This window comes from Ensifer sp. NM-2 (assembly GCF_003024455.1).
Lineage (GTDB): Bacteria > Pseudomonadota > Alphaproteobacteria > Rhizobiales > Rhizobiaceae > Ensifer > Ensifer canadensis.
The window spans coordinates 321,899-346,135 of the sequence record NZ_PVZR01000001.1; the positions used below are offsets into that span (position 1 = coordinate 321,899).

Annotated in this window: 17 protein-coding genes; 16 read left to right on the forward strand and 1 reads right to left on the reverse strand. The window is 62.9% G+C overall.

Annotation, left to right across the window (positions count from 1 at the left end):
* The first annotated feature begins 25 nt into the window (after window positions 1-25).
* Both C6558_RS01690 and C6558_RS01695 read left to right on the forward strand, forming a co-directional pair.
* Complete coding sequence (locus C6558_RS01690; RefSeq protein WP_025425694.1) at window positions 26-2,293, forward strand: hybrid sensor histidine kinase/response regulator; 2,268 nt, start codon at window positions 26-28, stop codon at window positions 2,291-2,293.
* 121 nt (window positions 2,294-2,414) lie between these two features.
* On the forward strand, window positions 2,415-3,305 hold the full coding sequence (locus tag C6558_RS01695; protein ID WP_025425695.1) for a GNAT family N-acetyltransferase: 891 nt from the start codon (window positions 2,415-2,417) through the stop codon (window positions 3,303-3,305).
* A gap of 348 nt (window positions 3,306-3,653) precedes the next feature.
* Here C6558_RS01695 and C6558_RS01705 read toward each other — a convergent pair whose 3' ends face one another.
* A complete protein-coding gene (locus tag C6558_RS01705) occupies window positions 3,654-5,939 on the reverse strand; it encodes an NADP-dependent malic enzyme (RefSeq protein ID WP_025425697.1) in 2,286 nt (761 codons plus the stop codon).
* A 103-nt stretch (window positions 5,940-6,042) separates the two neighbouring features.
* Between C6558_RS01705 and mutS the strand changes: the two genes are divergently transcribed.
* From mutS to lnt, 14 genes are all read left to right on the forward strand, one after another.
* Window positions 6,043-8,787, forward strand: a complete 2,745-nt coding sequence (gene mutS / locus C6558_RS01710; protein WP_025425698.1) for a DNA mismatch repair protein MutS — start codon at window positions 6,043-6,045, stop codon at window positions 8,785-8,787.
* A 203-nt stretch (window positions 8,788-8,990) separates the two neighbouring features.
* Window positions 8,991-11,834, forward strand: coding sequence for a [protein-PII] uridylyltransferase (locus C6558_RS01715; RefSeq protein WP_025425699.1), 2,844 nt, complete (start codon window positions 8,991-8,993; stop codon window positions 11,832-11,834).
* Window positions 11,831-13,435, forward strand: coding sequence for a murein biosynthesis integral membrane protein MurJ (gene murJ / locus C6558_RS01720; protein ID WP_025425700.1), 1,605 nt, complete (start codon window positions 11,831-11,833; stop codon window positions 13,433-13,435). The genes C6558_RS01715 and murJ overlap by 4 nt, the downstream gene beginning before the upstream one ends.
* A 155-nt stretch (window positions 13,436-13,590) precedes the next feature.
* The gene (gene trpS, locus C6558_RS01725; RefSeq protein WP_057204292.1) at window positions 13,591-14,655 is read left to right on the forward strand and encodes a tryptophan--tRNA ligase; all 1,065 of its coding nucleotides are present in this window, start codon (window positions 13,591-13,593) and stop codon (window positions 14,653-14,655) included.
* Window positions 14,656-14,707: 52 nt separating this feature from the next.
* The gene (locus C6558_RS01730) at window positions 14,708-15,199 is read left to right on the forward strand and encodes a universal stress protein (RefSeq protein WP_025425702.1); all 492 of its coding nucleotides are present in this window, start codon (window positions 14,708-14,710) and stop codon (window positions 15,197-15,199) included.
* Between the two features lie 108 nt (window positions 15,200-15,307).
* The gene (locus tag C6558_RS01735; RefSeq protein WP_025425703.1) at window positions 15,308-15,874 is read left to right on the forward strand and encodes a NifU family protein; all 567 of its coding nucleotides are present in this window, start codon (window positions 15,308-15,310) and stop codon (window positions 15,872-15,874) included.
* A 121-nt stretch (window positions 15,875-15,995) separates the two neighbouring features.
* Window positions 15,996-16,655 carry a tRNA (adenosine(37)-N6)-threonylcarbamoyltransferase complex dimerization subunit type 1 TsaB gene (gene tsaB, locus C6558_RS01740; protein WP_025425704.1) on the forward strand — a complete coding sequence of 220 codons (660 nt, stop codon included), beginning with the start codon at window positions 15,996-15,998 and terminating at the stop codon, window positions 16,653-16,655.
* Between the two features lie 6 nt (window positions 16,656-16,661).
* Window positions 16,662-17,159, forward strand: a complete 498-nt coding sequence (locus C6558_RS01745) for a GNAT family N-acetyltransferase (protein WP_025425705.1) — start codon at window positions 16,662-16,664, stop codon at window positions 17,157-17,159.
* A 93-nt stretch (window positions 17,160-17,252) separates the two neighbouring features.
* A complete protein-coding gene (locus C6558_RS01750; RefSeq protein WP_025425706.1) occupies window positions 17,253-18,044 on the forward strand; it encodes a 1-acyl-sn-glycerol-3-phosphate acyltransferase in 792 nt (263 codons plus the stop codon).
* A gap of 72 nt (window positions 18,045-18,116) precedes the next feature.
* Window positions 18,117-19,514 carry a tRNA (N6-isopentenyl adenosine(37)-C2)-methylthiotransferase MiaB gene (gene miaB, locus C6558_RS01755; protein WP_025425707.1) on the forward strand — a complete coding sequence of 466 codons (1,398 nt, stop codon included), beginning with the start codon at window positions 18,117-18,119 and terminating at the stop codon, window positions 19,512-19,514.
* 26 nt (window positions 19,515-19,540) lie between these two features.
* Complete coding sequence (locus C6558_RS01760; RefSeq protein ID WP_025425708.1) at window positions 19,541-20,596, forward strand: PhoH family protein; 1,056 nt, start codon at window positions 19,541-19,543, stop codon at window positions 20,594-20,596.
* 18 nt (window positions 20,597-20,614) lie between these two features.
* Complete coding sequence (gene ybeY, locus C6558_RS01765; RefSeq protein ID WP_025425709.1) at window positions 20,615-21,121, forward strand: rRNA maturation RNase YbeY; 507 nt, start codon at window positions 20,615-20,617, stop codon at window positions 21,119-21,121.
* A 12-nt stretch (window positions 21,122-21,133) separates the two neighbouring features.
* On the forward strand, window positions 21,134-22,300 hold the full coding sequence (locus C6558_RS01770; protein ID WP_025425710.1) for a hemolysin family protein: 1,167 nt from the start codon (window positions 21,134-21,136) through the stop codon (window positions 22,298-22,300).
* Between the two features lie 219 nt (window positions 22,301-22,519).
* Entirely contained in the window at window positions 22,520-24,115 is a 1,596-nt protein-coding gene (gene lnt / locus C6558_RS01775) for an apolipoprotein N-acyltransferase (RefSeq protein ID WP_025425711.1), read from the forward strand.
* The last annotated feature ends 122 nt before the right edge of the window (window positions 24,116-24,237 follow it).

Below are 24,237 nucleotides of genomic sequence, written 5' to 3' on the forward strand. Positions count from 1 at the left end.
ACGCTTGCCGTGTTAGCTGAATGGCATGAGCGAGCCGTCACGATTGCTAGAGCAGATCGAATCCGGTTTCGGTGCACAAGCCCGAACCAGCGGTGCGATGTCCGCTGCCGGCAGGGCGGACGGCATCGGATCGGTGTCGAAGCCCGTGGCATCGGCCTACTCCCTGCGTCGTCTTTCGCTGGCATCTTTGGGGGTCATCGCCTCTGGCCTCGTGCTTGCGCTCGGTATCGCCGCCGGTCTTTATCTGTTTTCCGCGGCGGTTGCGGCGGCCGGCCTTGCGGGCGTGTTGCTCCTGATCGCCGATGGCATCAGGGCCGCCGACAGCGATAGACAGTGCGTGGAGGCAAGGCACGATGGCGACTGGGATCGCCAGGAAACTTCGGCGCTGCTTTCGACCATCCACGATGCGCTCGGAGATCTGGCGATCATGCGCGGCATGGATGGCAAGATCGTCCATGCCAATGCCGCCTTTCATCGCGCCTGCGGCATCGATGATGCCAGGGGGCTGACTTGTGCCGCCATCGGCCTGAACTTCGAACCGAAGATCGAACCCAATCACTACCTCGTGCTGATTGCCGCATCCGAAGGGCTGCGCCTCTACGATTGGCACGATGTCATCGCCCGGGATCCGGCGAACGGTCGGCTGATGCGCCACAGCATCGCGCGCGATGTGACGGAGGAAGCCCGTGCTGCACGTGAACGTGAAGACGCGCGCCGCCGCGCCGAGGACGCGAGCCAGGCGAAATCGCGGCTGCTTGCAACCGTCAGCCATGAAATCCGCACGCCGCTGTCCGGCATCCTCGGCATGAGCCATCTGCTCGGCCAGACCCGGCTGTCGAGCGAGCAGAAGAACTATCTTGCCGGCATGCAGCAGTCCGGCCATGCCCTGGTACAGCTCGTCGAGGACCTGATCGATTTCTCGTCGCTGTCTTCAGGGCGTTTCCAGTTCCGGCCCTCGCGACAGGATCCGCGCGGCGTGATCGAGAGCGTCGTCGAGATGCTTTCCAACCGCGCGCATGAAAAGGGCATCGAGATCGGGGCTACCGTGACGGCCGACGTGCCGGCGCTGATGGAGTTCGATGCAGCCCGCCTGCGCCAGGTGCTGTTCAATGTCATCGGCAATGCTGTGAAGTTCACGGAGGTCGGCGGTGTTTTTGTCAGTGCCGACATCGTCGAGGATTGCGTGCAAATCCTCATCGACGACACCGGTCCCGGCATGTCGGGCGACGAACTGAAACGCATCTTTGAAGAGTTCGAACAGGCCGGCAATCACGAGCAGCGCGCCAAGGGTACGGGGCTCGGACTGGCGATCTCGCGCCGGATCATGCAGGCCTGCGGCGGCAGCCTGACAGCGTCGAGCGCGTCCGGCCGCGGCAGCCGCTTCGAGATCCGCCTGCCACTCGCCGAAGTCGAGCGGGTAGCGCCGGAGCGGCGCCAGAGGCTCGCCCAATCGCATGTCCTGGTGATGGCGCCGGATGGGCCAGCATCCGCGGCACTCTCTGCCACCATCGCCACGCTCGGCGGGCGTTGCCATCGGGCAACGACGCTGGCCGCCGCCCAGAACGTCATCTCGGATGTTCTTTCCGGCGGCGCGCCATTGACCGATATCATCGTCGATCACCGCCACGCCGGTCAGTTCAAGCAGATTCTCGCCTTGCAGCCGGCCGTCGCGCGCCTCGACGTGCGCCGGACCTACCTGATCAACCCGGAGGAGCGCAACAATCACCCTGTCGATCAGATGGACGGTTACGAGGCTTGGCTGATCCGCCCGTTGCGCGAGAAGTCGCTGGTCGAAGTCCTGCTCGGACGGTTGAAGGGTATCGAGAAGCGCGATGCCATCAACGACAACCGGCCGATCCTTCGCGAGGAACCGACAATTGCGCCCGCCAGGCAGAGCCCGCGCTGCATCCTTTTGGCGGAGGACGATCCGGTCAATGCGCTGATCGTGCGCACGGTGCTGGAGCGCGCCGGACAGACGGTCCGGCTGGTGACGGATTTTGGCGCCGTCGATCAGATCCTCTCCGGGACCGGCGATCAGGTCCAGGCGATGCCGGAACTGGTCGTCACCGATCTCAACATGCCGGGCGGCGACGGATTTTCGATGCTGAAACGCCTGCGGGAGAACGAAGCGATGCGGCCGGGCCGGCGCCTTCCGGTGATCGTGCTGACGTCCGATGCACGGCTGGAGATCAGGGACAGACTTGTCGCGGCCGGCGCCGACGTCGTACTGCCCAAGCCGGCGGATCCGCAGTGGTTGATGGCTGAAATAAGCCGCCTTCTCGAGATACGGTAAGCGCTCAAGTCGTAACGGTATCAACGCCCGAGCGGGGGGTTGTGCTCCGTTTTCATGTCACTATGTTGTTGCAGAAACGTGGTCTAAGCCCGGCAGATACGAATGATTCGGGATGACGCGGATGACGATCGACCTTCTGGATTCGACGAGCGTGGTAGACACTTCTCAAGCTTGCGTCGGCAAGACAATGACCGCCCCGGCGACCGACGTTCTCGGCCGAATAGCTAATCTTGAGACCCGGCTTGCACGCAGCGCATCGGAGATCGATGCGGCGCAGGCGGTGCGCTACAAGGTTTTTGTCGAGGAAATGAAGGCGCAGGTCGGGCCGGACGCCGACCGTCGCAAGCGCGACGTCGACAGCTGGGACGCGATCTGTGATCATCTGCTTGTGCTCGACACGGCGATCGAGGGTGATCCGGAAGACCAGATCGTCGGCACCTACCGCCTGCTGCGCCAGGACGTGGCCGAGCGCGCCGGCGGCTTCTATTCCGCTTCGGAATTCGATGTCGGAGCACTTCTCTCCCGCCACTCCAGCAAGCGCTTCATGGAGCTCGGACGCTCCTGCGTGCTGCCGGATTACCGCACGAAGCGCACCGTGGAACTGCTCTGGCAGGGTAACTGGGCCTATGCTCTGAGATACGGTGTCGATGCCATGTTCGGCTGCGGATCGTTTCCAGGCGTCGTCCCCGCCGAACATGCGCTGGCGCTTTCCTTCCTTCACCACAATATCCTTGCTCGCGACGAATGGGCCGTCGGCGCCCGCCCCGAACTGCACCGGACCATGGACATGATGCCGGTAGAGGCCATCAATCCGAAGAAGGCTCTGGCCGCCTTGCCGCCGCTGATCAAGGGCTACATGCGCCTTGGGGCCATGGTCGGCGACGGCGCGGTGGTCGACCATGCGTTCCGCACCACCGACGTGCTGATCGTTCTGCCGATCAGCAACATCTCCGGCCGCTATCTCAATTACTACGGTGCGGATGCCGGGCGGTTTGCCACGTCTGTATCCTGACAGGCGCTTGACGCAATTAACCAGATATTAAGGATGGGTTTGACTTTCGATGTCGAAAGATGGACTAGTCTTGTCAAGAAGTAATTTTGTTTCATGACGAAATTATAGAATAAATAACGGAGAGAACCGCCAGCTTCATATGAGATTGGCGTATATTGCGCTCTGTCTCCATATTATTTTCATCGCACTGGAAGTAAGTCTTCCATCATGTATTGAGCTCGACCCCTTTCCCAAGGGTGTCGAGCTCTTCTTTTGTATGCAGATCCATGCTGTTTCTGCATCGGCTCGACACACCCTGTTCATCGCTGGAGCAGGGTGTGTCCCGAAATCGGACATCAATTACCGAGTCTACATTCCGGCGTTGTAGGCAGCGATTGCCGCCATGTTGACGATGTCGGAATCCTTCGCCGACATCGAAACGATCTGCACCGATTTGTCGAAACCGACGAGCAGGGGACCGATGACGGTCGAGCCGCCGAGTTCCTGCAGCATCTTCGTCGAGATCGAGGCGGAGTGGAACGCCGGCATGACGAGCACGTTGGCAGGGCCTGAAAGGCGGCAGAAGGGATACTGCTCCATCACCCGCGAATTGAGCGCCACGTCGGCGGCCATCTCGCCGTCATATTCGAAGTCGACACGGCGCTTGTCGAGAATGTTGACCGCCTCGCGCACCCGCTCCGAGCGTTCGCCCGAGGGATGGCCGAAGGTCGAATAGGCCAGCATCGCCACCCGCGGCACGTAGCCGAGGCGCTTGGCGAGGCCGGCTGCTTCCTCGGCGATATCGGCGAGTTCTTCCGACGACGGCATGTCGTGTACGGCCGTGTCGGCGACCAGAACGGTGCGGCCGCGGCAGAGGGCGATCGACACGCCGATGACCCGGTGGCCCGGCTTCGGGTCGATGCAGCGGCGCACATCGTCAAGCGCCGTCGAATAGTTGCGGGTTATGCCCGTGACCATGCCGTCGGCATCCCCGAGCGCGACCATGCACGCGGCGAAGTGGTTGCGGTCGTTGTTGATCAGGCGCTGGGCATCGCGGAACAGGGAGCCCTTGCGCTGCAGGCGCGCGTAGAGGTAGTCGGTATAGGCTCCGACCCGCTTGGAAACCCGGGCATTGACGATTTGGATGCCGGGGCGGTCGAGATCGATGCCCTCGCGCTCCGCGGTCTCGCGCATGCGGTCCTCGCGGCCGAGCAGGATCGCGGTGCCGAGCTGCTGGTTGGCATAGGCGATCGCCGAGCGCATGACCTGCACTTCTTCACCTTCGGCAAAGACGATGCGCTTCGGCTGGCGCCGGACGCGCTCGTAGATCCGTTGCAGCGTCGAGGCAATCGGGTCGCGGCGGGCGGAAAGCTGGCGGCCATAGGCTTCGAGATCGACGATCGGCTTGCGTGCGACGCCGGTTTCCATCGCCGCCTTGGCAACGGCCATCGGGATCGCCGAGATCAGCCTCGGGTCGAAGGGAACCGGGATGATGTACTGCGCGCCGAAGCGCGGGCGGTTGCCCTGGTAGGCGGCCGCGACATCGTCCGGCACGTCTTCCTTGGCGAGGCTTGCGAGCGCTTCCGCCGCGGCGATCTTCATCGCGTCGTTGATCGTCGAGGCGCGCACGTCGAGCGCGCCGCGGAAGATATAGGGGAAGCCGAGTACGTTGTTGACCTGGTTTGGGTAGTCCGAACGGCCGGTCGCGACGATCGCGTCGTCGCGGATGCGGGCGACCTCTTCCGGGGTGATTTCCGGATCCGGGTTGGCCATGGCGAAGATGATCGGCCGCGGCGCCATCGAGCGGACCATGTCCTCCGACAGCGCGCCCTTGGCCGAAAGGCCGAAGACCACGTCAGCACCCTCGAGCGCTTCGGCAAGCGTGCGGCGGTCGGTCTTGACCGCATGCGCCGACTTCCACTGGTTCATGCCTTCGGTGCGGCCCTGGAAGATCACGCCCTTGGTGTCGCAGAGGGTGACGTTTTCCGGGTTGAAGCCCATCGCCTTGATGAGCTCGATGCAGGCGATGGCCGCGGCGCCGGCGCCGTTGCAGACGAGCTTGGTGGTCTTGAAGTCGCGTCCGGTCAACGTCAGCGCGTTGATGAGGCCGGCGGCTGCGATGATCGCTGTGCCGTGCTGGTCGTCATGGAACACTGGAATGTCCATGACCTCGCGCAGCTTCTGCTCGATGATGAAACAGTCCGGCGCCTTAATGTCCTCGAGGTTGATGCCGCCGAAGGAGGGGCCGAGGAAGCGCACGCAGTTGATGAACTCGTCGACGTTCTCGGTGTCGACCTCAAGGTCGATCGAATCGACGTCGGCGAAGCGCTTAAACAGCACCGCCTTGCCTTCCATGACCGGCTTGGAGGCGAGCGCTCCGAGATTGCCGAGGCCGAGGATGGCCGTGCCGTTGGAGATGACCGCGACCATGTTGCCGCGTGTCGTGTAATCGTAGGCGGTGGCGGGATCCTCGGCGATCGCCAGGACCGGCACTGCAACGCCCGGTGAATAAGCGAGCGACAGGTCGCGTTGCGTGGCCATGGCCTTGGTGGGGGAAATCTCCAGCTTTCCGGGACGACCCTGCGAGTGAAAATCGAGCGCTTCCTGCGCGGTGACGCTCGTCATAGTGCGATCGGTCTTGTCGGTGGCCGGCATGTTTCCTCTATCCTCCTGTGGGCGACCCTGTCGGGGCGTCTCTTTATGGTTGTCGTCTATAATTGCTTGCGGATAGTGTGCCATCTCTTTTTTCGGGACAATCATGAATTTCGTGACAGACCAATCGAGCCGCTCCGGCGAGGTGTTTTCTGCAGCCGAACTGGCGACCGAGGAGAGCCGCTCCACGGCGACGCCGATGATGGAGCAGTTCATCGAGATCAAGGCGAACAACCCGGATTCGCTGCTTTTCTACCGCATGGGCGACTTCTACGAGCTGTTCTTCCAGGACGCAGTCGAAGCCTCGCGGGCGCTCGGCATCACGCTGACGAAACGCGGCCAGCATATGGGACAGGAAATCCCGATGTGCGGCGTGCCGGTGCATGCGGCCGACGATTATCTGCAGAAACTGATCGGTCTCGGCTTTCGCGTCGCGGTCTGCGAGCAGGTCGAGGATCCTGCCGAAGCCAAGAAGCGCGGCAGCAAATCAGTCGTGCGCCGCGACGTCGTCCGGCTGGTGACACCGGGGACGATCACCGAGGAGAAGCTGCTTTCGCCCTCGGAGACCAACTATCTGATGGCGCTCGCCCGCATCAAGAGCGGTTCGGAGCCGGCCTATGCGCTGGCCTGGATCGATATCTCGACCGGCATCTTCAGGCTCGCCGAAACCGGTGAGAGCCGGTTGCTCGCCGACATCCTGCGCATCGAGCCGCGCGAACTGATCCTCGCCGACACCGTCTTCCACGACCCGGAACTGCGTCCCGTGTTCGACGTGCTCGGCCGGGTGGCCGTGCCGCAGCCGGGCGTGCTGTTCGACAGCGCCACGGCCGAGGGCCGCATCGCCCGCTACTTCGGCGTCAAGACGCTCGATGGTTTCGGCAGCTTTTCGCGCGCCGAACTGGCGGCGGCATCCGCTGCCATCTCCTATGTCGAAAAGACCCAGCTTGCCGAACGTCCGGCTCTCGGCACACCCGAGCGTGAGAGCGCTGCCTCGACATTGTTCATCGATCCGGCGACGCGGGCCAACCTCGAGCTCGTCAAAACCCTGTCGGGCGCCCGCGAAGGCACGCTTTTGAAAGCGCTCGACCGAACCGTGACGAGCGGCGGAGCGCGGCTCCTGGCCGAACGGCTGATGTCACCGCTGACCGATCCCGATCGCATCAACCAGCGGCTGGATTCGATCGAGATTCTGGCCAGCCAGCCCTCCTTTGCCGGCGATCTGCGCGATTCTCTTCGTCGCGCCCCCGACATGCCGCGTGCGTTGTCGCGGCTGGCGCTTGGCCGCGGCGGCCCGCGCGACCTCGGCGCCATCCAGGCGGGCCTCAAGGCAGCGGCAACGATCTCCCGGCTGATGGCTTCCGGCAATCTGTCTGAGGAGCTTGTCGAGGCACGGGCGGCGATCGATGCCCTGCCATCGGCCGTCCTCGACCACCTCGATACGATGCTTGCCGACGAATTGCCGCTTCTGAAGCGCGACGGCGGCTTCCTGCGGGAAGGGGCAAGTGCCGATCTCGACGAGGTGCGGGGGCTGCGCGACCAGTCACGCCGGGTTATCGCCGGGCTGCAGCTGCAATATTCCGAAGAGACCGGCATCAAGTCGCTGAAGATCAAGCACAACAACGTGCTCGGCTATTTCATCGAGGTGACGGCGGGCAATGCCGGCTCGATGACCGACACCGACGAGGGCCGCGCCCGCTTCATCCATCGCCAGACCATGGCGAACGCGATGCGCTTCACCACGACAGCGCTTGCCGAGCTTGAGAGCAAGATCGCCAATGCGGCCGACCGGGCGCTGTCGATCGAGCTTGCCGCGTTCGAGGCGATGACATCAGACGTCGTGGCGGCGGCCGAAATCATCAAGGCTGCGGCGCTGGCGCTTGCGACCGTCGACGTTTCGGCTGGCCTCGCGACGCTTGCCGAAGAGCAGAACTATGCTCGCCCCATCGTCGACCACACGCGCATGTTCGCCATCGAAGGCGGCCGCCATCCCGTCGTCGAGCAAGCCTTGAAGCGTCAGGCGTCCAACGCCTTCGTTGCCAATGGCTGCGATCTGTCGCCGCCAACAGGCGAAGAGGGCGGGGCGATCTGGCTTCTGACCGGTCCGAACATGGGCGGTAAGTCGACCTTCCTCAGGCAGAACGCGCTGATTGCGATCATGGCGCAGATGGGCACCTTCGTTCCCGCCGCAAGCGCCCATATCGGCATTGTCGACCGCCTGTTCTCGCGCGTCGGCGCCTCCGACGATCTTGCCCGCGGACGCTCGACCTTCATGGTCGAGATGGTCGAGACGGCGGCAATCCTCAATCAGGCGACCGATCGCTCGCTGGTGATCCTCGACGAGATCGGCCGAGGCACTGCGACCTTCGACGGTCTGTCGATTGCCTGGGCAGCCGTCGAGCATCTGCATGAGGCGAACCGCTGCCGCGGATTGTTCGCGACCCACTTCCACGAGCTGACCGTGCTTTCGGAAAAGCTCGGCCGGCTTTCGAATGCGACCATGCGCGTCAAAGAGTGGCACGGCGACGTGATCTTCCTGCACGAGGTCGGGCCGGGTGCCGCCGACCGTTCCTACGGTATTCAGGTCGCCCGTCTTGCCGGTCTGCCGGCTTCGGTCGTGGCTCGGGCCAAGGACGTGCTTGCCAAGCTCGAAGACGCCGATCGCAAGAACCCCGCAAGCCAGCTGATCGACGATCTGCCGTTGTTCCAGGTGGCGATCCGGCGCGAGGAAGCCAAGCCCGCTGGAAACTCCAGGGTTGACGAGGCGCTGAAGGCACTCAACCCCGACGATATGACGCCGCGCGAGGCGCTGGACGCACTCTACGCCCTGAAAAAGGAACTGAGCGCCCGGTGACGGGCATACCGTTTTTCCTGTGCATGCGTCGGTGAAAAAGGCTATACAGCGCCGCGCGCCTTTCGAGGGCGTGGCGATGAGCCTGTATTAATTTTGAAATGCTGCAACGTCCCGGTTCGGCCTTGATCGGATGGGAGCATGCAGGAATGCTCTTCATGCAGCGGACCACGCAACCAGTCGGACAGGACGCCCCTCGGCACTTCATGGGCAGACACGAAACTTCCTTTCCCGAAATTCTCGACGTCGCGGCGCTTCGGGCGAAATGCGACTTCATCGCCTCGGCCCACGCCGAGCAGCGCGAACCGATGCGTCAGGCACTGCTTGCGGCCTTCAAACAGGCAAATGTTGCAGGCCGCGCCAAGGCGCGCGAACTGTTTGCTGGCGATGGCGGCGGTATCCTTTGCGCCGAGCGTATCTCCTGGCTTCAGGACCAGCTGATCACGGTGCTGCATGATTTCGTGCTCAACGAGATTTTCGATGCCGCCAATGCAGCCCCGGCAAGCCGCATCGCTGTCGCTGCCGTTGGCGGTTACGGCCGCGGCACGCTGGCACCCGGCTCGGACATCGACCTGCTCTTCCTGCTGCCGGTGAAGAAGGCCGTCTGGGCCGAGCCCGCCATCGAATTCATGCTCTACATCCTGTGGGATCTGGGCTTCAAGGTCGGCCACGCCACCCGCACGATCGAGGACTGCATCCGGCTCTCGCGTGCCGACATGACGATCCGCACGGCAATCCTCGAGACCCGCTATATCTGTGGTTCCGAAACGCTGGCGGCTGAACTCGAAACGCGCTTCGACCATGAGATCGTGCGCAACACCGGGCCGGACTTCATCGCCGCCAAGCTTGCCGAACGCGACGAGCGCCACCGCAAGGCCGGCGACACGCGCTATCTCGTCGAGCCCAACGTCAAGGAAGGCAAGGGCGGGCTTCGAGACCTGCACACACTGTTCTGGATCGCCAAGTATTTTTACCGGGTCAAGGATTCGGCCGATCTGATCAAGCTCGGCGTCCTCTCCCGCACGGAATACAAGCTGTTCCAGAAGGCGGAGGATTTCCTCTGGGCGGTGCGTTGCCACATGCATTTCTTGACCGGCAAGGCCGAGGAACGGCTGTCCTTCGACATTCAGCGCGAGATCGCCGAGGCGCTCGGCTATCACGACCACCCCGGCCTTTCGGCGGTCGAGCGCTTCATGAAGCACTACTTCCTGGTGGCCAAGGATGTCGGCGATCTCACCCGCATCTTCTGCGCCGCACTCGAAGACCAGCAGGCCAAGGACGCGCCCGGCCTTTCCGGCATCATCGGCCGCTTCACCCATCGCAGCCGCAAGATTGCCGGCACGCTCGACTTCGTCGATGACGGCGGGCGCATAGCACTTTCGAGCCCCGATGTGTTCAAGCGCGATCCGGTCAACCTTTTGCGCTTCTTCCACATCGCCGACATCAACAATCTCGAGTTCCACCCGGCAGCGCTTCGGCAGGTGACGCGCTCGCTCGGCTTGATCAAGCCGCAGCTGCGCGAGAACGAGGAGGCGAACCGGCTGTTCCTGTCGATCCTGACCTCGCGCCGCAAGCCGGAGCTGATCCTTCGCCGCATGAACGAAGCGGGCGTGCTCGGGCGGTTCATTCCGGATTTCGGCAAGATCGTCTCGATGATGCAGTTCAACATGTACCACCACTATACGGTGGACGAGCATCTGCTGCGCGCGGTCGACGTTCTCTCGCGCGTCGAGCGCGGCATCGAGGAGGACGCCCACCCGCTGGTCGCCAAACTGATGCCGGGGATCGAGGACCGCGAGGTGCTCTACGTCGCCGTGCTTCTGCACGATATCGCCAAGGGTCGGCCGGAGGATCATTCGGTCGCCGGTGCCAAGGTGGCGCGCCGGCTCTGCCCGCGCTTTGGCCTGACGCCGAAGCAAACCGAGCTTGTCGCCTGGCTGATCGACGAGCACCTGACAATGTCGATGGTCGCCCAGACCCGCGACCTCAACGATCGCAAGACCATCGTCGACTTTGCCGAGCGGGTGCAGTCGCTCGACCGGTTGAAGATGCTCTTGATCCTCACCGTCTGCGACATCCGCGCCGTCGGCCCGGGCGTCTGGAACGGCTGGAAGGGGCAGCTGCTCCGTACACTCTATTATGAAACCGAACTCCTGCTTTCGGGCGGCTTCTCCGAGCTGTCGCGCAAGGAGCGCGCTGCCCATGCGGCAACGATGCTGAGCGACGCGCTGACCGACTGGCCGGCAAGCGAGCGCGAAGCCTATGTGCGGCTGCATTATCAACCCTATCTGCTGACCGTGGCGCTCGAGGATCAGGTGCGTCACGCCCGCTTCATCCGCGAGGCGGATGCCGCCGGCAAGGCGCTGTCGACCATGGTGCGCACGCACCAGTTCCATGCGATCACCGAAATCACCGTGCTGTCGCCCGACCATCCGCGGCTCTTGACGGTCATCGCCGGCGCCTGTGCTGCGGCGGGCGCCAACATCGTCGACGCGCAGATCTTCACCACTTCGGACGGCCGGGCGCTTGATACGATCCTGGTCAACCGCGAGTTTTCCGTCGACGGCGACGAGACGCGCCGGGCGGCCAGCATCGGCAGGTTGATCGAGGACGCGCTGTCCGGTCGCAAGCGGCTGCCGGAGGTGATCGCCAGCCGCACCAAGGTCAAGAAGCGCAACAAGGCCTTCACTGTTACGCCTGAGGTGACGATCAGCAATACGCTGTCGAACAAGTTCACGGTCATCGAGGTCGAGTGTCTCGACCGTCCCGGCCTGCTGTCGGAGATCACCGCCGTCCTGTCGGACCTTTCGCTCGACATTGCCTCGGCGCACATCACCACCTTCGGCGAGAAGGTCATCGACACCTTCTACATCACCGATCTCGTCGGCCAGAAGGTCACCAGTGAAAACCGCCAGATGAACATCGCCGCCCGCCTCAAGGCCGTCATGGCCGACGAGGCCGACGAGGTTCGAGACCGGATGCCATCCGGCATCATCGCGCCTGCCGTAGGCACGTCCTCCGCTCAAAGAACGACAAAAGCCGAAACATGAGTCTGGTCAAGAAATTTGCAACCGTCGGCGGCGCCACGCTCGGCAGCCGTCTGTTCGGCTTCATCCGCGAAACCTTCATGGCGGCGGCCCTCGGCACCGGCCCGGTCGCCGATGCCTTCAACACCGCCTTCCGCCTGCCCAACACCTTTCGCCGGCTCTTTGCCGAGGGCGCATTCAATTCCGCCTTCGTGCCGCTTTTTGCCAGGGAGATCGAGGCGAACGGCATGGAAGGGGCGCGGCGGTTCTCCGAAGAAGTCTTCGGCGTTCTCTTCACCGTGCTGTTGTTCCTGACGGTGGTGATGGAACTGACGATGCCGTTCATCGTCAGCAACCTGATCGCGCCCGGTTTCGCCAATGATCCGGCGAAGCTCGGCAATACCATCGTCTTCGCGACGATCATGTTTCCCTATCTCGCCTGCATGTCGCTTGCCGCGATGATGGCGGGAATGCTCAATTCGCTGCACCGCTATTTCGCCGCGGCGATCGCTCCGGTGTTCCTCAATATCATCCTCATCGGCATCCTCGGCCATGCCTGGTACATCGGCCAGGATCCGATTGCGGTCGGCTACGGCCTCTCCTGGGGCGTGATGGCGGCCGGTCTCGTGCAATTGGCGATCGTCTGGGTCGCGGTGCGCGACGCCGGCATCAAGATCGGCTTTCGCCGCCCGCGGCTGACGGCCAATGTCAGGCGGCTGCTGGTGCTGGCGTTGCCGGCCGCGATCACCGGCGGCATCACCCAGATCAACCTCCTGATCAACACCAACATCGCCTCGGCGCAGGAAGGTGCTGTGTCGTCGCTCGTCTATGCCGACCGTATCTACCAGCTGCCGCTCGGCGTCGTCGGCATTGCGGTCGCAACCGTGCTTTTGCCGGAACTGGCGCGCGCGCTGCGCTCCGGCAACGTCAACGAGGCCGCGAACCTGCAGAACCGCTCGGTGGAATTCACCCTGTTTCTGACGTTGCCGGCGGCGGCGGCCTTGCTTGTCATGTCGGAGCCGATTGTCCGGCTGCTGTTCGAACGTGGTGAATTCTCCGCGTCGTCGACGGTGGTCGTCGGCCATATCCTGGCGATCTACGGCCTCGGCCTGCCGGCTTTCGTGCTGATCAAGGCGTTCATCCCCGGCTTCTTTGCCCGCGAGGACACGCGCACGCCGATGGTCTTTGCCGGCATTTCGGTTGCGGTGAACGTGTCGCTGGCGCTGACGCTGTTTCCGCGGCTGGGCGCAAGCGGCATCGCGACGGCGGAAATCGTTGCCGGCTGGGTGAATGCCGTGCTGCTGTTCGGCATGCTCGTCTGGCGTGGCCATTGGGGACGCGACATTCCGCTTCTGACCCGCATTCCCCGTCTCGTCATTGCCGCGGCCGGCATGGCGCTCGCCTTGCATTATGCTCTTCAGTGGTTGGCCTACGAAGTGTCGTCGGCAGCGCCGTTGATCGTGCGCGCAACCACGCTCTGCGGTCTGGTGGCCGTCGCCATGGCGATCTATTTCGCGATCGCCTTCGGTATCGGCGGCGCTAATCTCGGCATGATCCGCCGCAACATCAAGCGCAAGGCGAAGGCCAAGGCAGACCCTGCTCCAGCGCCGGACGCAGACGCCTGAACCATCCGGTGATGAAGCGGCGATGCCTATTTTAATCGGCGTCGCCCACTCGGATTCGCACCACTTGATCGCGCCCCGCCCGACGTGCATAAGCCATGCCGTTAGCAACATGGGTGATGAACCCTGGGGCCCTCCACCAGCCTATTGAGGACGACATGAACGAATTCAAGCCGCTCGTATTTTCCGGTGTGCAGCCGACGGGCAACCTCCATCTCGGTAATTATCTCGGCGCGATCCGCAAGTTCGTGGCTCTGCAGGAAAACAACGATTGCATCTATTGCGTCGTCGACCTGCATTCGATCACCGCGCAGCTCGTGCATGAGGACCTGAAGGGGCAGATCCGCTCGATCGCCGCAGCCTTCATCGCGTCCGGCATCGATCCGGAAAAGCATATCGTCTTCAATCAGTCGGCCGTGCCGCAGCATGCGGAACTCGCGTGGATCTTCAACTGCGTCGCCCGTATCGGCTGGATGAACCGGATGACCCAGTTCAAGGACAAGGCCGGCAAGGACCGCGAGAACGCCTCGCTGGGCCTGCTTGCCTATCCGAGCCTGATGGCCGCCGACATTCTCGTCTATCGCGCCACCCATGTTCCTGTCGGCGACGACCAGAAGCAGCATCTCGAATTGACGCGCGACATCGCCCAGAAATTCAATATCGACTTCATGGAGCACATCCGTCGTGGTGGCTACGGCGTCGACATGGTCGTCGGCGAAGAGCCTGTTCATGCCTATTTCCCGCCGGTGGAGCCGCTGATCGGCGGCGCAACGCCGCGTGTCATGTCGCTGCGTGACGGCACCAAGAAGATGTCGAAGTCCGATCCGTCGGATCTTTCGCGCGTCAACCTGATGGATGATGCCGAAACCATCTCCAAGAAGATCCGCAAGGCCAAGACCGACCCGGATGCGCTCCCGAGCGAGCTCGACGGCCTCAAGGGACGCCCCGAGGCGGAAAACCTCGTCGGCATCTATGCGGCCCTTTCCGACAAGACCAAGGAAGAAGTGCTGGGCGAATTCGGTGGCCAGCAGTTCTCGGTGTTCAAGCCGGCCCTGGTCGACCTGGCGGTCGAGGTTCTGTCGCCAATCACTGGCGAGATGCGCCGCCTGATGGGCGACACGGCCCACATCGACGCCATCCTTCGCGATGGTGGCGAGCGTGCCCGGGCGCGGGCGGAAAAGACCATGAGCGAGGTTCGCGAAATCATCGGATTTCTGCAGTAAAAGGCGAAAATGAGGCCTTGCGGCGGCTTATCTGGAGTGTAATGTTCGCCGCATGGTCTCGACCCGACTCTCACGACTTGAAGGTCACCGCCGCAAATTCATGGCGGTGATCGACGATACCCCGGAATGCGGCCGCGCTGTCCACTATGCTGGCATGCGCGCCAAGAATTCCAATGGCGGTCTCGTCCTGCTCTATGTCATCGCCGACGGCGACTTCCAGCAATGGCTGGGGGTCGAGGAAATCATGCGTGCGGAAGCGCGCGACGAGGCGGAAGCGACGCTCGCCAAGGTGGCGCAGTCCGTCCGCGAGCGCATCGGAATAGAACCCGAAATCGTCATCCGCGAAGGGGCAGCAACCGAGCAGATCCATTCGGCCATCGAAGAGGATCGCGACATCGCCATCCTGGTTCTGGCCGCAGGCTCGGCAAAGGAGGGCCCCGGTCCGCTGGTGTCGTCGATCGCCGGCAAGGCGGCCGCCTTCCCGATCCCGGTGACGGTCATCCCGGATCTGCTCACCGACGAGGAAATCGACGCGCTCAGCTGAGCTGCGTCTCTTTGCGCTCTTGCGAGGGCGGAACGAAGATCTTATATTCTTTTGAATTATTCTAAAGAGCCGGTTGAGGGAACCGATCCCGGCGAGACGGAGAGAGACATGTTCATCCAGACCGAAGCCACGCCGAACCCGGCCACGCTCAAGTTCCTGCCGGGCAAGGTCGTTCTGGAAAGCGGCACTGCCGAATTCCGCGACGAGGAAGAAGCACGCGCCGGTTCGCCGCTTGCTGCCCGCCTGTTCTCGATCCCTGGCGTCAGCGGTGTCTACTTCGGCTACGACTTCATCACCGTCAGCAAGGACGGGCAGGAGTGGCAGCACCTGAAGCCCGCCATCCTCGGCTCGATCATGGAGCACTTCATGTCCGGTGCGCCGATCATGGCCGGAGCGGGCCGCGCCGAGCAGCTGGACGAAGAAGACGAATTCTTCGAGCCCGGCGACGAGACCATTGTCGCAACCATCAAGGAACTGCTCGAAACCCGGGTTCGCCCGGCGGTGGCTCAGGACGGTGGCGACATCACCTTCCGCGGCTTCAAGGACGGTACCGTGTTCCTGAACATGAAGGGTGCCTGCTCTGGCTGCCCGTCGTCGACGGCGACCCTGAAGCATGGCGTGCAGAATCTGCTGCGGCATTTCGTTCCCGAGGTGGAAGCGGTCGAAGCCGTCTGATATCGCGATGGCGAACGGCTGCGCCTTTCGAGGCTGCAGCTGATCACTAGTGTGAGTAAGCGTAACCGCGATGCCGATCGGGCTTCGCGGCATGATGCGTCTGGAAATCGCTGCAACTGAAATGATCGTACTTGCCATCGACACATCAGGGTCCGGCTGTTCCGCTGCCATCTATGACAGTGGTTCGTCGGCAGTTCTCGGGCAATCCGGTGCCGACATCGGCCGTGGCCATGCCGAAAGGCTGATGGAGTTCGTCGACGAGGCGCTCGTCGCAGCCGATCGCCCGATCGGCGATATCGACCGCATCGCCGTCACCATCGGCCCGGGATCGTTCACCGGTATCCGTGTCGGGGTCGCGACGGCGCGCGGACTGGCGCTTGCGCTTGGCAAGCCCGCGGTCGGCATTTCCTCCCTTCACGTTATCGCAGAAGAAGCCCGTTCCGCGGCGCCGGGCAAATCGGTGCTGGTCGCGATCGACGCCAAGCGCGACGAGGTCTATGTCCAGGCCTACGATGCCGCAGGCCATGCCGTCACGGAGCCGGAAGCGCTGTCGGTCACGGTTGCCCGCGACCGCTTTGCCGGTTTCGAGGGATGCGTGGCCGGTTCGGGCGCCGAACTGCTCGCCTCTCTGACGCCGGTCAAGACCCCGGATCTCGTCGATATCGCAGTCGTTGCGCGGCTCGGTGTTATTGCTGATCCAGCCTCGGCCAAGCCGAAGCCGCTATATCTTCGTGGGCCCGACGCCAAGCCGCAAGCGGGCTTTGCCGTTGCCCGAGCCTAGACACAGATGAACTTCACCGATTACTTCACGCGCCGTGCCGAATTCGACATCTTCCCGCTGGAAGAGCCGGATCTCATCGCCGCCGCCGGCCTGCATCGCCAGCGCTTCGCGGCGCCTTGGAGCGATGGCGAAATCCACGCCTTGCTGGTCCAGGACACGGTGTTCGGCTTTGTCGCTCGCCAGACCAACGGCTCGCTCCGGCCTGCCTTCGGCGGCTTCGTTCTGTCGCGTGCGGTGGCCGGCGAGGCCGAAATCCTGACCATCGGCGTCGATCCGCGCTATGCCCGTTCCGGCCTCGGCTGGCGGCTGATGCAGGCGGCGATGCGCGAAGCTTCGGTCAAGGGATCGGACACGCTGTTCCTCGAAGTGGACGAGACCAATCAGGCCGCGATCGGGCTTTACCGTAAGCTCGGCTTCCTCAAGGTCGGCGAACGCCGCGCCTATTACCAGGACAAGACAGGACAGCGCACCGCTGCGCTTGTCATGCGGCTCGATCTTCGCTAGTGCGAACCGGATTGGTTCGGCACGCCCCGGATGAACCGGGGCTTCGCGCAACCATGCGGAGTGGCGCGTGAACGGCGCAGGAAATCCTTTTCGATGATCAATTGGCTGCGGATCATTTTGTTCGCGCTGGTGCTGGCGTTGGCCTCGCTCGTGCTGATGCCGATCCAGATCGTCTGCCTTTGGCTCGATCTGAAGCCGCGCCGCCTGTTGCCGCGCTACTGGCACCGCATGGCCTGTTATCTGCTCGGCATCAAGGTGCGCGTCCATGGCATGCCCGAACGCCGCCGGCCGCTGCTTCTGTGCGCCAACCACGCCTCGTGGAAAGATATCCTGGTGTTGTCTTCGGTTGCCGACGTCGTCTTCGTCGCCAAGTCCGAGGTCAAGCAATGGCCGGTCTTCGGCATTCTCGCGCGGTTGCAGGCATCGATCTTCGTCGTGCGCGAGCAAAAGCGGTCGACCGGAAAGCAGGTCAGCGAGATCGGCCAGCGGCTCGCTTGCGGCGAGATCGTCGTGCTTTTCCCGGAAGGCACGACCTCCGACGGCAACCGCCTGCTCGAAATCAAGACGTCGCTGTTCGGCGCAGCCGCTTCTGCTGTGCCGCATTCACCGACCGGCATGGTCCACGTTCAGCCGGTCGCCATATCCTATACGGGCATTCACGGAATGCCGATGGGGCGCTTCAACAGGCCGATCGCCGCCTGGCCCGGTGATACCGGCTTGGTGCCGCATCTGCTCGGTATCCTGCGCGAAGGGGCGATCGAGGTGGATGTCGATTTCGGCGAGGCCGTCGACTACGACCACCACACCAACCGCAAGGAAGTCAGCCGCGTGATCGAGCAGCGCATCCGCTCGATGCTGTCGGACCGCCTGCGCGGACGGGCCTGACGCTGGTGGCCACGTGAATGCCGGCAGGCAAAAATACTTCAATTCTGACCCGCTTTGCACTAAAGAACCGGCATGACCCAGGAAACAGCTCTTCTGACGACGCCCGCAACGGGCGACGAACGCACGCCGGCCCGCAAGGTTTTCGTCAAGACCTACGGCTGTCAGATGAATGTCTACGATTCCGACCGCATGTCGGATGCGTTGACGCGTGACGGCTATGTCTCGACGGATGTGCTTGAGGATGCCGACTTCGTCCTGCTCAACACCTGTCACATCCGCGAGAAGGCGGCAGAGAAGGTCTATTCCGAACTCGGTCGCCTGCGCGATCTGAAGAAGGCGAAGGCGCTCGAGGGCCGGGAGATGGTGATCGGCGTTGCTGGCTGCGTTGCCCAGGCCGAAGGCAACGAGATCCTGCGCCGCGCGCCGGCGGTCGACCTCGTCATCGGGCCGACCACCTATCACCGTCTGCCGGAAGCGCTGAAGCGTGCGCGCAACGGCGAGCGCGTCGTCCAGACCGACTACGCCGTCGAGGACAAGTTCGAGCATCTGCCGGCACCCGACAAGGCCAGGACCCGCGCGCGCGGCGTCACAGCGTTCCTGACGGTGCAGGAAGGCTGCGACAAGTTCTGCACTTTCTGCGTCGTTCCCTATACCCGCGGATCGGAGGTCTCCCGTCCCGTCGCCCAGATCGTCTCGGAAGCGGAAAAGCTGGTCGAAGCCGGTGTGCGCGAGATCACCTTGCTCGGCCAGAACGTCAACGCCTGGCATGGGCTCGGCCCCGACGGCCGCGAATGGGGCCTCGGCGATCTGCTGCAATGTCTTGGCGACATCGAGGGGCTGGCGCGGCTGCGTTACACCACCAGCCACCCCCGCGACATGGACGACAGCCTGATCGAGGCGCATCGATCGATGCCGAAGCTGATGCCCTATCTGCACCTGCCGGTCCAGGCAGGCTCCGACCGCATCCTCAAGGCGATGAACAGGCGGCATACGGCGGCCGAGTATCTGGCGCTGATCGCGCGCATCCGCGCGGTGCAGCCGGACCTCGCCTTGTCGGGTGATTTCATCGTCGGCTTCCCCGGCGAGACCGACGAAGACTTCGAAGCGACCATAAGGCTGGTCGAGGCCGTGGGTTATGCACAGGCATTTTCGTTCAAATATTCGACCCGTCCCGGCACGCCCGGCGCCGACCTCGAGGATCAGGTTCCGGAGGACGTAAAAGCCAAGCGTCTGGAAAGATTGCAGGCTTTGCTGATTTCGCAGCAGCGCGCCTTTGCCGAATCCTGTGTCGGACGCGAAATCGACCTGCTTTTGGAGAAGCCGGGCCGCATGCCCGGGCAACTCGTCGGCCGGTCCCCCTGGCTGCAGCCCGTGAATGTTGATGCAAAAGCATCGCAAATCGGTGACATTATCAAGGTGCGAATCATCAAGGCGGGACCGAACAGTCTGTTTGCCGAGATGATCGGGTAAGGACCAAACACAGGAGCCTGAACCGCTTGAACGGACACGAACTGATCTCTTCATCATCGCGCCAGTCGAAAACAACTGCGACAGACGCCAATCACTTCGTGCTCACATTCGAGAACAACCGGTTCGCCAGCGAACTCTTCGGGCAGTTCGATCAGAATCTGAAGCTCCTCGAGGAGCGCCTCCGGATCGAAGCGCACCCGCGCGGCAATTCCGTTGCGATCTCAGGTGATGTCGTTGCCACCAATCAGGCGCGCCGCGCACTCGATTTTCTCTATGGACGGTTGCAGAGTGGCGGATCGATCGATACGTCGGATGTGGAAGGCGCGATCCGCATGGCGGTCGCTGCCGACGACCAGCTGCAATTGCCGACCATGGAGAAAAAAGCCAAATTGACGATGGCGCAGATTTCAACGCGCAAGAAGACGATCGTCGCCCGCACGCCGACGCAGGATGCCTATATCCGCGCGCTGGAGCGTTCCGAGCTCGTCTTCGGCGTCGGTCCGGCCGGTACCGGCAAGACCTACCTCGCGGTTGCCCATGCGGCGCAGCTTCTTGAGCGTGGTGCCGTCGACCGCATCGTGCTTTCCCGTCCGGCCGTCGAAGCCGGCGAACGCCTCGGCTTTCTGCCGGGCGACATGAAGGAGAAGGTCGACCCCTATCTCAGGCCGCTCTACGATGCGCTCTATGACATGATGCCGGGCGACAAGGTGGAGCGTGCCATCACGGCAGGCGTCATCGAAATCGCACCCCTGGCCTTCATGCGCGGTCGCACGCTTGCCAATGCCGCCGTCATTCTCGACGAGGCCCAGAACACCACATCGATGCAGATGAAGATGTTCCTGACCCGTCTCGGCGAAAACGGCCGGATGATCGTGACCGGTGACCCGAGCCAGGTCGACCTGCCGCGCGGCGTCAAATCGGGTCTGGTCGAGGCCTTGCAGATCCTGCGCGGCGTCGAGGGTGTCTCGGTCGTCCGGTTCAAGGACGTCGACGTCGTGCGCCATCCGATGGTGGCACGCATCGTCCGGGCCTACGAGGCCCAGACCGCCGTGCACGATGAAAGCGAGCAGAGCGACCGCTGATCGGCGGTCGTTGCGATCATGACTGCATTGGATATCCAGATCAGCGTCGAGGAGGGCAATTGGCCCGACGAAGAGACGCTTCTCGCCTTTTCGTCGCCGGTGCTCGAGGCGGCCGCAGCCTTCCTGACTGCGGAAGAGGGCCAGCCGTTCCCGAAGATGCAGCCCGAGCTGTCGCTGGTTTTCACCGACGACGCTTCCATTCGCATGATCAATGCCGAATGGCGCAGCCAGGACAAGCCGACCAACGTGCTTTCCTTCCCGGCGTTTCCGCTGACGCCCGGCAAGATGCCGGGGCCGATGCTCGGCGACATCATCGTTGCGCGCGAAACCCTCGAGCGCGAAGCTGAGGGTCTGGAGAAGACGTTCGATGCGCATCTGACGCATCTTCTCGTGCATGGATTCCTGCATCTTTTCGGTTATGATCATATGGTAGATGATGAAGCCGAAAGAATGGAAAGCCTGGAGACTCGCATTTTGGCGCGTCTTGGCTTATCTGATCCTTACGGGGACCGATCCCCGGATTAACAGTTTGGACCAATGAGCGACTTTAAAACACAGCCCGTCGCAATGGCGACCGAGGAGGCCGATGCCTCCGGAGAGGCGGAGGCGGGCAGTAGTAGCACCGCCACTCGACAAGAGGGCACCAAATCCACATCGTCCTTCTGGAGCCGGGCCGCGCGCATTTTGCGTGGTGCCAATCCTTCGAGCCTCCGCGAGGACCTTGCCGACGCACTGCTGACGGACGCCGACAGCAACACGGCATTTTCGCCCGAAGAGCGGGCGATGCTCAACAACATCCTGCGCTTCCGCGAAGTCCGCGTCGAAGACGTGATGGTCCCGCGCGCCGATATCGAAGCCGTCGACCAGAGCATCACCATTGGCGAATTGATGGTGATCTTCGAGGAATCGGGGCGCTCGCGCATGCCGGTCTACAACGAAGGTCTGGATGATCCGCGCGGCATGATCCACATTCGCGACCTGCTCGCCTATGTGACCAAGCAGGCCCGCAACCGCCGTCGCAACGGCAAGGCTCAGACTACCGCCGCGTCGTCGTCTTCGGCTGAAAAGACACCAAGATCGCCGAAAGCGACCTTCGATCTGTCGCGTGTCGATCTCGGCAAGTCGCTGGAGGAGGTGGGCATAATCCGCCAGCTCCTGTTCGTGCCGCCGTCGATGCTTGCTTCGGACCTGATGCAGCGCATGCAGGCCGCTCGTATCCAGATGGCGCTCGTCATCGACGAATATGGCGGCACCGATGGTCTCGTTTCGCTGGAAGACATCGTCGAGATGGTCGTCGGCGACATCGAGGATGAGCATGACGACGACGAGGTCATGTTCGCCAAGACCTCGGAGGACGTCTTCGTCGCCGATGCCCGCGTCGAGCTGGAGGAGATCGCCGAAGCGATCGGTTCCGATTTCGACGTTCGCGAACAGCTTGAGGATGTCGATACGCTCGGTGGCCTGATCTTCGCGTCGCTGGGGCGGATTCCGGTGCGGGGCGAGGTGGTGCAGGCACTGCCAGGCTTTGAGTTCCAAATCCTCGACGCCGATCCTCGCCGCGTCAAGCGGGTGCGGATCATGCGCAAGCGTCCGCCGGCCCGTCGTCGCATCGTGCGATCCGAAGGCGAGTTGGCACAGGAACAGGCGCCCGCCAATCGCGGCAACGGTACCGAGCCGCAACAGGCCGCCGCCGGAGAGCAATAGGCTTTTCCCCACATTGTTTTCTCAGCGAAGCTCGGTCTCGACCTTCGCTGAGAACGGCCACCGATCCTCGATCGGTGGCGTCCCTTTTGCGCGTCAAATTCGACGCGTGGTGCTGCAAAGGGGACAAGCAGCCACTTTTTTGGAACACTGCCGGCAACTGATTCGGTTGTTCTTCCCGCGCAGCGTCGTGTTTCGCGGCCTGCGCCAACAGGAGGCTGCATGGAAAGACTGGCTGGCAGGATCATGCTTCTGTCGGGCGCCCCCCGGCTATTGCTCGCGTTTGCCGCGGGCCTCCTGGCTGTTCTGACACAGCCGCCGTTCGGCATCTTTGCGGCTGCCTTCCTCTCCTTTCCTGTTCTCGTTTGGCTGCTCGACGGCGCGACCGGCCATCCGGACGGCGGCGTAATCCGGCGGCTCTGGCCGGCAGTCTGCATCGGCTGGGCGTTCGGTTTCGGCTATTTCCTCGGCGGGCTCTGGTGGCTTGGTAACGCACTGTTGGTGGAGGCGGACAGCTTCGCCTGGGCATTGCCGCTGGCAGTCGTAGGGCTTCCGGCGTGCCTTGCCCTGTTCTACGCGCTCGCGGCCCTGATTGCCCGCATCCTCTGGTCGGATGGCGTGGGCCGGATCGCAGCACTGGCGCTGGGTTTTGGCTTGGCTGAATGGTTGCGCTCGTTCATCTTTACCGGCTTTCCCTGGAATGCGATCGGCTATGCGGCGATGCCGATGCCGTTGATGATGCAGTCGGCAAGTGTCCTGAACCTCGCAACCATCAACATGCTGGCGGTTTTCGTCTTTGCGGCGCCGGCCCTTATCGCGACCGGCAAGGGCAGCCGTATTGGTCTCAGCCTTGCTGTGGCGCTTTTCGCGGCCCATACCGGCTTCGGCTTTTATCGGCTTGCGCTGCCGGCGCCCGGCGGACCGGATCAGCCGCTTGCCGTTCGCCTCGTTCAGCCGGTGATCGATCAGGCAAAGAAACTCGATGATAGCGAGCGCGGCGCCATCTTCGAGGAGCATTTGGCTTTGACCACGGCACCAGCCGAAGGTGAAACCAAGAAGCCCGATATCGTCGTCTGGCCGGAAACCTCGATCCCGTTCATCCTCACCGACAGTCCCGATGCGCTTGCGCGCATTGCCGAAGTGCTCGATGACGGGCAGATCCTCATTGCCGGCGCGGTGCGAGCGGAAGATGCCGGCGCCGGCCTGCCGCCGCGCTATTACAACTCGATCTACGTCATCGACGAACGCGGGCAGATCATGAGTGCTGCCGACAAGGTGCACCTCGTTCCCTTTGGTGAATATCTGCCGTTCGAGGACATGCTCTCGTCCTGGGGCCTAAGCTCGGTCGCGGCCGCCCTGCCGGGTGGTTTCTCGGCCGCCAAGACCCGGTCGCTACTGACCTTGCCCGGCGGGCGCACGTTCTACCCGCTCATCTGTTATGAGGCGATTTTCCCCGACGAGATCGGCACTGATGCGCGCGGCGCCGACGCGCTGCTCAACATCACCAATGATGCCTGGTTCGGCGACACGCCGGGCCCCCGTCAGCACTTCCATCAGGCGCAGTTGCGTGCAGTGGAAACGGGATTACCCCTTATCCGTGCAGCCAATAATGGTATATCAGCGATTGTTGATGCACGTGGGGTTTTAGTGGTAGGATTGGCCTACAATTATAGGGGAGTGATCGACACAATTCTGCCGGGAAGGCTTCCTACGCCCACGAATGAGGTCATTCGTAGCCGCATTTTCGGGTTGTGCGCAATCTTCCTCCTGCTGGTTGCAGCCTTCTCGCGTGTTAGTTTTAATATTAGGAAGAATTGACCTAAAACCCCTAAAATTGCATAGTGGACCGGACCATCGGTTTCTGCTGTGGCGACTCGTTTGTCTTCACCGTTGCGGTTGCAGCGGTGTGCGGTGTCCCCACGCCAGTCCGTGGATGATCG